Raw genomic sequence first — 13,598 nt, forward strand, 5'->3', positions numbered from 1 at the left:
CTGAAATCGAGACGGAGAAGTTGCGATGAGCGAAGGTGAGGCGCTGCTTCCGGCGCGGGCCCTGTTCCGCTTCGAGCTGCCGTGTTCGAGAAAAGCCACGCTCTGGTCGGCCAAGGGCGCCGAATTGGGTCCCGAGTTTCGGCTGCCGAATCTCGGCGAACTCGAGGGGCGCTCCGAGTTTGCTGACGTCCGCATGGCGTGGAACGAGTCGGGCCTGGCGTTCAGCGCCGTCGTCACTGGCAAGACGCGCACACCCTGGTGCCGCGAATCGAAGCCGGCCGACAGCGACGGGCTGCATGTCTGGATCGACACGCGCGATACACATAATACCCACCGCGCCACGCGTTTTTGCCATTGGCTGGCGCTGTTGCCGGCAGGCGGCGGCGGTCGGTTGATGGACCCGGTGGCTGCGCTGCTGGCCATCAATCGAGCCCGCGAATTGCCCAAACCGCTGGCCTACGACGTGGTGAAGCTGCGCGGGTCGGTCAAGGCGAACGGCTACAGCGTCGAGGCGTTCGTGCCGGCCGCCGCGTTGACGGGATTCGACGCGACCGAGCATCCGAAGCTGGGGTTCACCTATGCCGTGCGCGATAGCGAACTGGGCGAGCAGACGTTTTGCTGCCCTGGCGCGCTGCCCTACATGGAAGACCCCAGCTTGTGGTGCACGCTCGAATTGGTGAGATAATGGAGAGCCAAGCGCCGCCTTGCGCTCCCCGCACCCCGCGAGAATCTACCGCACCATGACCAGCTCCAAGCATCACGCCGAAATCGTCGCCCACCTGACTGAGCAGGGATACACCGCACCGCAGATCATCAAGATCATGGAGAAGGTCGCCGAATACGATCGCCGGATCGTGCGCGACTCGGTGCTCGACGCCATCGCCGAGGGCAGCTTCAACCTCGACTCGATCATCCGCGAAGCGCTCAACGACGACGAAGCGTCTTGATTCCGGGCAGCGATGGCCGTGGTGCGGCGTCAGATCCGCAAAAACACCTTGCGGCGATACATCCACCAGCACACCAGCCAGAGCACCAGCAGTGCCAGGCCCGATTCGACCACCGGGCCATAAGTGCCCGAGAAGATTTCATCGCCCAGGTGCGTGTGCATGGTCTTCTTGACCCAGGGCTTGAACAGCCAGCTCATCACGTACATGGCGAGCGAGTTCATGCCCACGACAATCAGCGGATAGGCCCAGGCCCGCAGTCGCCAGACATCGATCACGAGCACGAACGCGGCCAACGTCAGCAGCGTCCAGCCGGTGCTGAATACGGCCCAGCTCGGCGTCCAGATCCGTTTGACGATCGGTGCCACGGACCAGGTCCATTCGACGCGCGGCCAGATGTAGCCGTCGATCGCCATTCCCACGGCCAGGCACAGCAGCCCACAGCCAACCAACATGCCCACCTTGCTCAACAGCGTTCGCGGTCCGCGGAGCATTTCGCCCGCCATGATGCCGAACGTCATCGTGCCCATCGCGGGCACGAAATTGAGCGTCTGGTAGCCGCCGCCGTTGGCGTAAAACTTCTCGGGTCGCGGAAATAGATTGAGAAACCAGCGATCGAAATAGCCGGCCGGGTTGACGTGCTTGTTCCAATGCGCGGCAAAGCCGGTCAGTTGTTGCCAATCGGCTGGGATGTGCTCGGCCGCGGCGTTGAAATCGGCCGGCGGCACCGGCCACGCCGCGAATAGCGCCCAATAGCCGAATAGCGTTGCCGCCGTGGCGGCCAACTGCACGCGCCAGCCCTGGCCCAGGGTGAGATAGACGAGCGCGTATCCCAGGCCGATCTGCGACGCGACGTCCTCGTAGGTGAAGTTGGTCTGCGCGTGACCGTTCGAACGGAGGAATACGCCCAGCGACGTCAGCAGCAGTGCCCGCCAGATGACGTGCCCGCCGATGGCGCTCGTCGAGTCGCCGCGCGCCTTGCGGGCCGCGAACGAATAGGGCATGGCCACGCCGACGATGAACATGAACGAAGGCTGGATCAGGTCCCACGCCGCGCAGCCGGTCCACTCGACGTGCTCGAGTTGATAGGCGACGGTTTTCCAGACGGGGCTATCGGGAAACTGCTCGGCGACGTCGGTCAGCGCCAATCCGCCCGAAACCATCGCCAGCATCACGAAACCGCGATAGGCATCGAGCGAAACCAGCCGTGGCGCCTCGTCAGGAGTTGGGTCGGTGGCCATGCGCGGACTTCTACGGAACGAACCGGGACCGGCGGACGAAGGCAAGACAGGTCGTGCGACAGTTTAACCACGAGGGGGGGTAAGCGAGCAATGCCTTTCCGCGAGAATCGTGTTCCAATTTTCCCCGGCCGCGGGGATTAACCTGCAGCGGCGCCGCGGAAGTTCTCCCGCATCGTCAACCGCCGCCGGGGTTGAGCGGAGATTGGCCATGGAATCGGTGACCGTGATGGACGAACGCACCGACTTCGTGCGGTTGCTCGTGCAGAACCAGCACCGAATCTACGGGTACATCCTGGCGCTGTTGCCCGATTTTGCCGCGGCCGACGATGTGTACCAAGAGACCTGTACGGTGCTGTGGCAGAAATTCGCGCAGTTCGAGCCGGGGACCGACTTCTTTCGCTGGGCCAGCACCGTCGCGCGGTTCAAGGTGTTGAAGCATCGCCAGCGCCGCGGCCGGGAGGCCCTGCTCGTGGGCGACTCCTTCTTGTCGGTCGTCGAGGCCGAGGTTCAGCGCCAGGCACCGCATTGGGATCTTCGCCGGCAGGCCCTCGCCCAATGTCTGCAGCAACTGCCCGACGCCGATCGCCGGCTGCTGCAGGCGCGATACGAAGCAAACGTCGATGTGCAGACTTTGGCTGCGCAGCGACAGCGAACGGTCTTCGCCATCTACAAGGCCTTGACGCGCATTCGTCAGTCGCTGTTGACATGCATCGAACGGCGGGTTGCCGTGGAGACCGCACCATGAACGCCGATGACGCGCTGGTGCGTGAATGTGCCGAACTGGTCGGAGCCCTGGCGGATCGCGAATTGTCGCGTCCCGAACTGGCTCGGCTTGAGGAATTGGTTTGCAACTCGCCGGCGTGCTGCACCTATTACGTGCGGTTCGTACAGCTCAACGCCGGCCTGCGCCATTACCTGGCCGCTGCGCCGGCAGGCGACGCCCACGCGGCAGTGGCTCCGGGTCAGGACCCTCCACCGGCTCACCGTCGCGAGCCGCTCCCCTTGCAATTGCCCGACGCGGTTTGGCCGCCAAGGGGGCAGTGGGGCGCAATGTTGAGCTGTGGGCTGTTGCTCGTGGCCCTGGCCGTCCTTTCCTGGGCCGTGCGCTCTGCCGATCTGAAGCCGTCCGCACCGCAGGTCGTGGTTCGGCCCGCCCCGCGATCTGTCGCAAGACCCGAAGAGGAACCCCTGGCGACAGTGATGCCGGCGAGCACCGCGCAGCTCGTCGCCGAGCCAGGGCCCGTGGCGGCTTATCGAAAGTTGGGTTTGGGTCGGCTGTTGGTTGCCGGTGGACGGTTGATCTTGTTGTTTCGCGGCGGATCGCTGGCGCTCATCGAGGGGCCGGCGGAAGTCGAAATCGCCGCCGCCGATCGAATGATCGTCAACCGGGGTGAGGTCAATCTGGCGGTACCTCGGGCGGCGATTGGTTTTACCATCGACAGCGCCGTGGCGCGGACCGTGGATCTCGGTACGCGATTTGGCGTGCGTGTCGCCGACGGAGGGCAGACCGACGTCCAGGTTTACGAAGGCGAGGTTGAAGTGGCGCCGCTGCAATCCAGCGCTGCGCAGAAGCAACGCGTCAAAGCCAGCCGCGCGGTGCGGCTCGGCGCGGGCAGGAACGCGGAATGGGAAGTGCTCCGCTTCGTGCCTCAGCCGCGACAGGCTGAACTTCTCGCGGGCGTCGCTGCCGCCATACCCCATTGGAAGACCGTTTTTCAGGACGATTTTCTGGATGATGCGTTGGACGTCGATCGCTGGTCGGTCGTCACCGCCGGACTTCCCGGTGCGCCGCGCATCACGGTCGAGAAGGGGCGTGCGATGCTTTGCGATCGCGGCTACCTCGTGACGCGCGAAGAGTTCGATCCCTACGCCGGGGGCGTACGGATAAGCGGCCGCTGGCGGTTGGGCACCGCCAAGGACGTGCTCTCGGTCGTCACGCGCAGCGATGCGGTTCCCACCGGAGAATACGGACACTGTCACCGCGGTTTGGAGTTTGGCATCGTGTCCGGGCCGGGGAAGAACTTCATTGCCATCCTGGGCCATGGCGATTGCCAGGCCAATTACCAGTCGGCGCCCTTTGAATTGCGTGTCGGCGACGAGATCGACTTCGAGATCGTCGATTCGCACGCAGGCCAGATGTTCCGCGTGCGCACCACCGACGGCCGTGCCGAAGCGGTGCTCACTGCGGTGGCGATTTCGTCGCCGGGTGAGAACCATGTGGTGTTTCACAATCGCAACCGGCAACGGCTACCGGTTGTTAGTGAACTGGAAACGGTACGGATCGAGCTGCCCGAGGCGCGTGAGCTGCGCGACCCAGGCCTTGCGCCTTAGTCCACCAGCGATCTGCGCTCGTCGCTTGCACAGTCTTGTTTCGATGTCTGACTTCACCCTACGTCTTCCTCCAGAGGAGTACGCCAATGAACTGCGAATCGATCCGCCTGCCCGGGAGTATCGCCCGAGGCATATCGCTCGTCTGTCTGATACTGATCGCAGCAGCCGTCCTGCACCGATGCGCCCGGGCCGATTTGATCATTGCCGACTCGGTCTTCAACGACTCCGATTGGACGCTGACGATCGAAGGAGGCGACAACTTCGGTAGCAGCAATGGCCAGGATGGAGTGTCTGGCAACCCCACACCGTCGCGATTGCATACCATCGGCGTGGCAGACGGACGCACCGAACCCGCGTACACGATGGCGACGTTTCACGCGACGGCTTACGACCCCAGCCTGCTGGGCGCCATCGACCATATCAACTGGTCCTACGACTGGCGCCGCGGTCAACAAGAAGTTACCTCGCTCTTGGCCCCGGCCGTGTGGCAAAACGGTAATGTCTATTCCGCCGGCAGCACGCTCCAAGCCATCTATTTCACGTGGGTCTCGGAGAACTTCGTGCTTGCGGCGACCGATTTTCCCGGCGCCGATTTCTCGGCGAGCGGCGCGCCAATGCAGTTCGGTTACCTTTGGGACACCGGCACCTTTAATGGCTTGATGAACCTGGCGATCGACAACTGGAACGTCGAAATCGTCTCGGCGGTGCCGGAGCCGACTTCGCTGTCGCTCGTCGCCGGGGCGTGCGTCGCACTGCTGGCCGGAGGCATGTGGCGGCGGCCAATGAGGCGGTGCTGACAATCGGCGTAGTCCGCCAGCAGGGAAGCATGCGAGTTCGGCGATTTTCGGATTCCGCCGGCAGACGACCGGGTGCAGGCGTGCGCACCCGGTCGCTGCGCCCATGTGCCTGCAAAGACGCTACGGGGCCATTTGCATCCGCCGTCCGGGATGGATTACGATTCTTCGTAATCTCCAGAAGCTTGCTTGACCTTGGGCAATCCGGCGAGTTCAGCCGCTTGAGGAACCGGCCATGGCAAGGCGGTCGTGCAGCGGACCACTGCCGCGACGCGAATTCCTGCGTGCCGGCGCCTTGGCGCTCGGTGGACTGACGCTGCCCCAGGTGCTGGCTGCGCGGGCGGCCTCGGGCAACGCTTCGGCCGATACGTCGGTGATCCTGTTCTGGATGTGGGGCGGTCCCGGCCAGCACGAGACGTTCGACCCGAAGCCGGACGCACCGAGCGAATATCGCGGCCCGCTGGGGGCCATTCGCACGCGCGTGCCGGGCCTGCACTTTGCCGAGGTCTGGCCGCGCTTGGCCTCGGTGGCCGATCGGCTCTCGGTCGTGCGCTCGTTGCACCACGAGATGACGGCCCATAACGACGGGTCGATCGAGATTCTCACCGGCAAGACTCCCGCCAAGATCGATCTCACCTCGCAGGCCAAGAGCGAGCATCCCGATTTCGGCATGGTCGCCAGCCACGAACGCGGCACCCGAGCCGACGGCCTCCCGCAATACGTGGGCATCCCGCGCCAACCGTTCATGACGCAGACGGTTTACCTCGGTGCGGCGCATGCGGCCTTTGCCGTCGGCGATCCTTCGGCGAAGACCTATGCGCCGCCCAATCTGACCCTGCCCGCCGGGGTGAACGGTTCGCGGCTCGGCGATCGGCGCGGCTTGCACGCCTCGTTCGACCGGCTGCGGCGCGATCTCGACCTGCACGGCAGCCTGCGCGGTACGGACGAGTTTCGCGACCGCGCGCTTGATTTGCTCACGCATCCCGGCGTGATCGAGGCCTTCGACTTGTCGCACGAGCCCGACGCGCTGCGCGAGCGTTACGGGCGGCACCTGTGGGGCCAGGCCTGCCTGTTGGCCCGGCGTCTGGCCGAGGCAGGTACGTCGGTCATTACCGTCGATGCCCTGGCGCCGACGCTTTCGGACAAGTACTTCAGTTGGGACGACCACGCCGGAGCGAGTCTCGATTGGGACATGGCCGCGGCCATGCGCTATCGGGCCCCGTTCATGGACCAGGCCGTGTCGGCGCTGATCGAGGACCTGGCAGCCCGGGGACTCGATCGCCGGGTGATGGTCTTGGCGCTGGGCGAATTCGGCCGCACGCCCCGGGTCGTGAACTACCTGGGCTATCAAGGGCGCGATCACTGGCCGCAGGCCCAATGCGCTCTCGTCGCCGGCGGCGGCTTGCGGATGGGACAGGTCGTCGGGGCGACCAATTCCAAGGGCGAGTACCCAGCCGAACGCCCGCTTTCGCCGCAAGACCTGATGGCGACGGTCTATCGCCACCTGGGCATCGACTACGACCGGCACTTCATCGATTTCACCGGCCGCCCGGTGCCGATCCTGCACTCGGGCGACCCGATTGCCGAGTTGATTTGACGGGCACTACGCCGGGATTGTTCCAACGCAGGCTCGAATCGCGAGTTGGCGATCACCACGCGGCGGTCGTCGTAGGTTGCGTTCGCGCCGGCGAGACGATCCTAGCGCCAACGGTCGCCGTCATGAATCAGTTCAGCGAAGGGTCTTCCGGCCGGACGGCCACCTTCATGGCCCGGAGCAGATCGTTGGCCGTGGCCTGACCGCGGAGCCTGGCCCAAAGATCGCGCTCGACGGCAAACACGATCTCGGCCGAGGCGGGCAGCACGAGCCAACTGTCCTGGGCCAGCTCGGCCTCGAGTTGGCCGGCGCCCCAGCCGGAGTAGCCGACGAAAAACCGCATGGGCCCCGAGGTCTGATCGACAAGATGCTCGATATGCTCCGGCTGGGCGCTAAAGTGCACGTCGGGCACCACCTCGACCTCCGAGCATTCGGCGTTGCAGTGCACGCACATCAGCATGCCTTCGCAGGGCCCGCCGACGTAGAGGTGCTCTTCCGTGCTGCAGGGCTTGTCGCTCACTTGGGCCCAGCCCTGCTTGACCGGCACATTCGTACACCGGTTGAGCACCAGGCCCAGCGCCCCCTGTGCCGAATGTTCGACCAGCAAGACGACCGCCTGGCGAAAATTCGGGTCGGCCAGCTCGGGTGCGGCGACCAGAAAATGACCGCTGAGGCTTTTTTTCCCTGGGCTGCTCACGAACGACGAACTCCCCCTGCGCGACCCGGCCGACTCATGCCACGACCGCCCGGGCCAGGATAATCTGTACGCAACCCGGGCACGAAGGTTCGGCCCGGCTCGTGCTTTATTGTATCGAGATCAGAGCATCGCGGAGGGGACTTTGGTCTAACCCCGGGCGTTGCCCTGGCGGTCTGAGTTCAGGCTGCTGGCCGCGCAGCGGGAGCGTGTTCTTGCAGGGGTACCCATTGGCCATCGACGAGCCGGACGTGCAAATCGCGCTGCTGTTTGCCGAGGTCGATCCGATGCCTGTGGAATTCGCGCTGGATCGCCAGGTTGAGATCGTGCTGCACGCCGCCGAGATGGTCGGGCGTCGCCACGCACACGCGCAGCACAAAGCTGTAGGTCCCATCGCCGATCCGCTCGAACGTGACCGACAGCGGCGGCTCGGCCAGCACGAGCGGATGGGCCTGGGCAATCGACCGCAGCAGCCGTTCGACTTCCACCGGCTCGCTGTCGGCCGAAACCTCCAGCGAGATCGCCAATTGGATCAGCGTGTCGCTCAGCGTCCAGTTGACCAGCCGGTCGGTGATGAAGGCCTTGTTCGGAATCACCAACTCTTTGCGGTCGCCGTTGAGCAGCGTCGTGGCCCGCATGCGGATTTGCGTGACCCGGCCCGTCAGATCGCCCACGTTGACGATGTCGCCGACCCGGACGGGCCGTTCGAACAGGATGATCAGCCCGGAAACAAAGTTGGCGAAAATCTCCTGCAGGCCGAACCCCAGGCCCACGCTCATCGCGGCGATGAGCCATTGGACCTTCGACCAGCCGATGCCCACTTCTTCGAATGCGGCGACCAGGCCGACGACGGCGATCAGGTATCGGGCAACGCTGGTGATGGCATAGCGCGTGCCGGTGTCGAGCGGCAGCCGTTGCAACAGGCTGATTTCCAACAGGCCGGGCACATTGCGATAGGCCACGGCCGTGAGCCCGCCGAAGATCAGCGCCACCAGCAGGTGCGCCAGGGTGATCGGGTTCTCGGTGCCGCGGGCCCAGAGCGCGATGCCATTGAGCATGCCGAGCGCCGGGAGCACTTCGACCCACACGGCCCACAGTCCAAAGACCGTGGCGACGGCCATCAACGCGCGGAGCAATTGCTGCGACTGGGCGTTGATCGTCGAGAGGTCGACGCGCGACACCTCGAGCGGTGCCTCGCCGCTCTCTTTGGTCTCGCTGGCCAGCGCAGCGCGCCGGGCGCGGGCCTGCTTGATCGCGAGACTGCGCCGCGCCAGCAACAGCCAGCGCCACAGCAGCCCGCAGGCGAGCGCCACGCCCACCAACAGCGCCATCGACAAGAGCATCCGTTCGGCGAGCTTCAGCGCGGTGAAGTAATATCCGCCCAAGGCCATCACGGCCAAGACCAGCGGCGCACCTACCAGTGCCGAATACCAGAACCAACGCCCGCGCTGCAGCCACCGGCCCGAATCGCTGTTCAAGAAAGTTCGCGGCACGCCGCGCGTTGGGTGCAGCGTGCGTACGGCAAACGCGGCCAGGGCCAGCAGGCCGACCACGAAGACGAGCCGGCCCAAGGGTGCCATGCCCGGCTCGTCGACCACGATTTCCTGCAGGGTAACGACAAAGCTGACTGGTACGACGACCGCCGCGAGCCACCGCAAGTTGCGGCGCAACAGGCTCAGATCGGCGCGCGGCCAACCGAAGTGCGACTCGGCCAGGCCCCAGGGCCGGCAGATCTTGAGTACCAACTCGGCCAGGAAATAGTGGATCGCCGCGGTCTGCAGTCCCGCGGCCACGCCGCGCACGAAGGCCTCGCCCGGCCAGGTGGCCGTCAGACGCCAGGAGAGAAACACCAGCACGCCGGGACCAAGCCCGGCCAGCAGCAGCGTGAGCAGCGCGGCCCGCGCCGTCGGCGCGAACGACTCGCAATAGGGACCAGCCGCCGTCTCGCCGTGCAGCCGCAAGCGGCGGCGCAGATATCGATGGAACAGTAACGCGAGAATCACCAAGGCCGCCGCCAGGACCCAGACGCTGCGATGCTTGTCGATGTCGGCGCGCAGCCAGTCGACGACGAGCTGCCACGACGCCGGACGGACCAGTTCGCGGCTCGCCTTGGCCAGCCCGGGCCCGTCCCGCCAGGAAATCCACGGCAGGCTGCGGATCCACAATACGCGTTCGTCGATGTAGGCCCGGCTTGTGAGCGTCTGGTCGATCAGTTCGCCTTGCACCGTGTCGAGATCGACGAGCAGGCGGTGCAGGCTGTCGGTGTCGACCAGCAACGCGTCGAGCACCTCGCGCCGCGTTTCCAACGAGGCCCGGATCGTGTCGCGCAGAATCCAGGTGCTGCGGTCGACGGGGAAGTCGCCATGTTGTTTGAGAATGTCGGCAGCCAGGGTGTCGATTTCGGCGAGCGGTTCGCGCTGGTCTTCGAGCTCGAAGCGGTGCAATTGCAGCTCGGCCAGCTCGGCCTGGCGCAGGCGGCGCTTCTGGCGGTACTTGCGCACGTTGGGCAGCGACGAGCATTGCCGCCGCAACAAGGTGCCGACCGCGTTCGACAGGCCCGCCTCTTCGACTCGGGTAGCCGTGCGCTTGTAATCGTGTCGCAGGCTGGTTAATCGCTTGGTGGTACGGTCCAGCTCGTTGTGCAACTCTTCGATCAGTTCGGCGACGCGCTGGCGCTCGACGGCCAACTGATGGTTCTGCTCGGCCTGGGCCTTCACGATCGGGTTGGTATGCGCGGCCAGCCTCCGGGCGAGCTGTTCTTGCCGCTGCGCATCGGCCGCGCGGCGCGCATTGGCCTGTTCTTGCAGCGCGGCGACGAGCTTTTCCAATTGCGAGACTTGCCGCGCTGCGAGGTCGCGATCGAGCGGCAGCAGTTCGACCGACGCGTCGTACCAGGCGAGTTCGGCCTCGCCGCCGGCCAGCTCGGCGGCGACTTCGCGGCGATGCGCGGCGGCCAGGTCGTCGAGCGCCTGCTGGACCGCCGGGGCGGCAGCCGCCGCGGCCGTGGCCGTCGACTGCGGCTGCTCGTCCGAGCCGTCGATCAACTCCAGCTCCTGGCGCAGCGCCGACAACGATCGGGCCAGCGCCCCGCGACGCTCGGCGCGCCGGCTGGGTTCGTCTTGCGCCTCGGCCAGCGCCTGACGCGCGGTGTCCAGTTCATCGGTCGCCGTCGCCAATCGTTCGAGACAAGTGGAAAGCTCCGCTTCGGCCGGCAGATCGAGCGGCAGCGGCGCCTCGGGCACGCTGAGCTTCGATCGCACCGCTTCGAGCTGCGCGGTGAGCGCCTGGCGCCGGCGCTGGAACTCGGCCGCGCGCCGGGCATGGTTCTCGCCGGCTTCGAGGGCAGCGCCGGCCTGCTCGTACAGCTCGGCCCCCGTCGTGCGGTCGCCGGCCTCGAGATTCGAGCTGGCCGCCAGGGCTTCGGCCCGGGCCGATAGCTCCTCGCGCGAAAAGGGCGCGCTGGGCAGGGCCTGGCCCTGGGCCGGTTCGGCACCGGCCAACGCCAGCGCACTGCATAGGTAAAGGCCCACCGCTGCGAGTCGCGGTTGCCGACGATTCCACGGACGCATCACCCTCACCCCCTTCGGCCCAGGCCGGCGGTTGGGTCGATGACGATATCCGTACCGCGGCGCAGGCGTCGAGGTCGATTCTGCCGGCTGCTAGCTTGCCACGTGCTTTTTCGCAGGGTTACGATGGCGATTCGCTGCAGTCGGGGGAAGTGTTCCGGGGCTGTTCTTGCTGGGGAAGGTGTCTTTCATGCCATCGCTCTGTGCGCGTGTCGCTTGTGGCCTGTTCGTCGTGTTGCTGGTGTGTCCGCTGGCCCCCGCGGCCGAGCAAGGCTCGCCGATCGATCCCGAGCAGCTGGCCGCCAGCACGACGATCTACCGCGACCAGTGGGGCATGCCGCACATCGACGGGCCCACCGACGAAAGCGTCTGCTTCGGCTTTGGTTACTGCCAGGCCGAAGACTACTTCTGGCAACTCGAAGATTCGTACCTGCTGGGGTTGGGACGCTATGCCGAGGCGCATGGGTCCAAGGGCCTGGAAAGCGACCTGCTCAATCGACTGTTCGAGGTCCCCCAGCGCTCGCGCGAGGACTTCGCCAAGCTCGAGCCCAAGATGCAGAGCATCAGCGAGGCCTTCGTCGCCGGGATCAACTATTACCTGGCCAAGCACCCTGAGACGAAGGTCCGGGTGCTGCATCAGTTCGAGCCGTGGTATTTGTTGGCGTTTGCGCGGATGGTCGTGCTCGAAATGAATTGGAGCAAGGTGGGCGCAGCCCGTGACAAGATTCCCACCGAGTATGCCCAGGGCTCAAACGCCTGGGCGATTGGTCCCGAACGCACGAAGTCGAAGAAGGCGATGCTGTTTTGCAACCCGCATCAGCCCTTTTACGGCTATGGCCAGTTCTACGAGGCGCACCTGCGCAGCGGCGAAGGCTGGAATTTCACCGGGGCGACGTTCTTCGGCAGCCCCTTGCCGACGATCGGCCACAACGAGTATCTCGGCTGGTCCTACACGGTGAACCAGCCGCGCCTGGGCAGCGTGTGGCGCGAGAAATTCGACGATCCGGCGCACCCGCTCAACTATCGCTATGGCGACGGCTACCGCGCGGCCGTCGAATGGACCGACACGATCAAGGTCAAACGCGGTTCCGGCACGATCGACAAGCAGGTCACCTTCCGCAAGACGCACCACGGCCCGATCGTCAAGCAGGAAGCCGACGGCCTGTACCTGGCGGCGAATATCGGCAAGTTCTACGACGCGATGGCCGGCCGGCAGAACATGTACATGGTCCGCGCGAAGAACTTCAGCGAATGGCGTCAAGCCGTGGCCATGCAAGACTTCCACCAGTTCAACACTGTTTACGCCGATCGCGACGGCAACATTTTCTACCTCTACCAGGGCATCGTACCCCGGCGCGATCCGAGCTTCGATTGGACCCAACCGGTCGACGGCAGCGACCCGCGCACCGAATGGCAGGGCATTCACGGCCTGGACGAGCTGCCGCAGGTGTTCAATCCGCCGTCGCATTTCCTGCAGAACTGCAACCAGAGCCCCTTCACTGTGACCGACGACGGCAACCCGTATATCGGTGACTTCCCCAGCTACATGGTAGGCGAAAAGTACGACGACAAGCGGCGTGCGAAAATCTCCCGGATGCACCTGCGCGAGACGCACGACGTGACGTTGGCCGATTGGCAGCGGCTGTCGCTCGACACGACCATGTATTGGGCCCTGACGGAAATCCCCAAGCTGGCACGGCTGCTCGAAGAGGTGAAACAGAGCCATCCGGAGCTGGCCAAAAAGGCCGCGCCCTATTTCGAGCATCTGCAAGGCTGGGACTGCGTGTGCCGGCTCGACTCGACCGCCGCGACGCTGTGCGTGGCCTGGTACGAAGTGCTCTACGGCGAGTTGTTCCGCTCTGAAAACATGCTGCAGAAGTACATCGATGAGCCCGCCAAGCGGTTCGAGGCCCTGGTCACGGCGGCGGAGAAGCTGCAATCGACCTACGGCAATTGGCAAGTGGCCTACGGCGACGTGTTTCGCATGCAGCGCCACGCCGACGTGGCCGACCTGTTCCAGATCCCGTTCGATGACAAACGGCCCAGCGTACCGAGCGCCGGCCTCAACGGCCCGATGGGGGTCGTGTTCAACATGTACTTCACGCCGCCGATCGAAATCCCGCTGGTCAAGTCGATCAAGAAGCGCTATGCCGTAGTCGGCAACAGCTATGTCGCCACGATCGAATTTGGCGACCGGGTCGTCGGCGGCTCGCAACTGCAATTCGGCGCCAGCGGCGATCCGCAGTCGCCGCATTTCTTTGATCAGGCCGAACAACTCGTCTCCCAACAGAAATACAAGCCGCAGTTGTTCTACTGGGACGACGTCGTGGCCGGCGCGGTTCGCACCTATCACCCCGGCGAAGAGCCCCGGGCCGGAGCCGCCGCCGCGGCGACCACCGCGCCGCAAGCCGGCCAGTAAGCGGCCCAAGAGAAA

Annotated in this window: 10 protein-coding genes; 7 read left to right on the plus strand and 3 right to left on the minus strand. The window is 65.2% G+C overall.

The genetic code is table 11. From position 1 onward, the window contains the following. Positions 1 to 25: 25 nt before the first annotated feature. Both K1X74_02355 and K1X74_02360 read left to right on the plus strand, forming a co-directional pair. The gene (locus tag K1X74_02355; GenBank protein MBX7165169.1) at positions 26 to 685 is read left to right on the plus strand and encodes a hypothetical protein; all 660 of its coding nucleotides are present in this window, start codon (positions 26 to 28) and stop codon (positions 683 to 685) included. 55 nt (positions 686 to 740) lie between these two features. Further along, positions 741 to 947, plus strand: coding sequence for a hypothetical protein (locus K1X74_02360; GenBank protein ID MBX7165170.1), 207 nt, complete (start codon positions 741 to 743; stop codon positions 945 to 947). A 29-nt stretch (positions 948 to 976) separates the two neighbouring features. Here the strand turns inward: K1X74_02360 and K1X74_02365 are convergent, their stop codons facing one another. Continuing rightward, complete coding sequence (locus K1X74_02365; GenBank protein ID MBX7165171.1) at positions 977 to 2,185, minus strand: DUF5009 domain-containing protein; 1,209 nt, start codon at positions 2,183 to 2,185, stop codon at positions 977 to 979. A 208-nt stretch (positions 2,186 to 2,393) separates the two neighbouring features. On the opposite strand from K1X74_02365, the gene K1X74_02370 reads away from it, so the two are divergent. The 4 genes from K1X74_02370 to K1X74_02385 all read left to right on the plus strand — a co-directional run bounded on the left by K1X74_02370 (position 2,394) and on the right by K1X74_02385 (position 6,907). Then, a complete protein-coding gene (locus K1X74_02370; protein MBX7165172.1) occupies positions 2,394 to 2,930 on the plus strand; it encodes a sigma-70 family RNA polymerase sigma factor in 537 nt (178 codons plus the stop codon). Next, complete coding sequence (locus tag K1X74_02375; GenBank protein ID MBX7165173.1) at positions 2,927 to 4,516, plus strand: FecR family protein; 1,590 nt, start codon at positions 2,927 to 2,929, stop codon at positions 4,514 to 4,516. The genes K1X74_02370 and K1X74_02375 overlap by 4 nt, the downstream gene beginning before the upstream one ends. An 86-nt stretch (positions 4,517 to 4,602) precedes the next feature. Continuing rightward, positions 4,603 to 5,313, plus strand: coding sequence for a hypothetical protein (locus K1X74_02380; GenBank protein ID MBX7165174.1), 711 nt, complete (start codon positions 4,603 to 4,605; stop codon positions 5,311 to 5,313). 232 nt (positions 5,314 to 5,545) lie between these two features. After that, complete coding sequence (locus K1X74_02385) at positions 5,546 to 6,907, plus strand: DUF1501 domain-containing protein (GenBank protein MBX7165175.1); 1,362 nt, start codon at positions 5,546 to 5,548, stop codon at positions 6,905 to 6,907. Positions 6,908 to 7,034: 127 nt separating this feature from the next. On the opposite strand, the gene K1X74_02390 is transcribed toward K1X74_02385, so the two are convergent. Both K1X74_02390 and K1X74_02395 read right to left on the minus strand, forming a co-directional pair. After that, entirely contained in the window at positions 7,035 to 7,601 is a 567-nt protein-coding gene (locus K1X74_02390) for a YqgE/AlgH family protein (GenBank protein MBX7165176.1), read from the minus strand. A gap of 179 nt (positions 7,602 to 7,780) precedes the next feature. Then, positions 7,781 to 11,128: a mechanosensitive ion channel gene (locus tag K1X74_02395; protein MBX7165177.1), complete on the minus strand. Its 3,348-nt coding sequence runs from the start codon at positions 11,126 to 11,128 to the stop codon at positions 7,781 to 7,783. A gap of 226 nt (positions 11,129 to 11,354) precedes the next feature. On the opposite strand from K1X74_02395, the gene K1X74_02400 reads away from it, so the two are divergent. Beyond that, the gene (locus K1X74_02400) at positions 11,355 to 13,583 is read left to right on the plus strand and encodes a penicillin acylase family protein (protein MBX7165178.1); all 2,229 of its coding nucleotides are present in this window, start codon (positions 11,355 to 11,357) and stop codon (positions 13,581 to 13,583) included. The last annotated feature ends 15 nt before the right edge of the window (positions 13,584 to 13,598 follow it).

The organism is Pirellulales bacterium (genome assembly GCA_019694435.1).
Taxonomy (GTDB): domain Bacteria; phylum Planctomycetota; class Planctomycetia; order Pirellulales; family JAEUIK01; genus JAIBBZ01.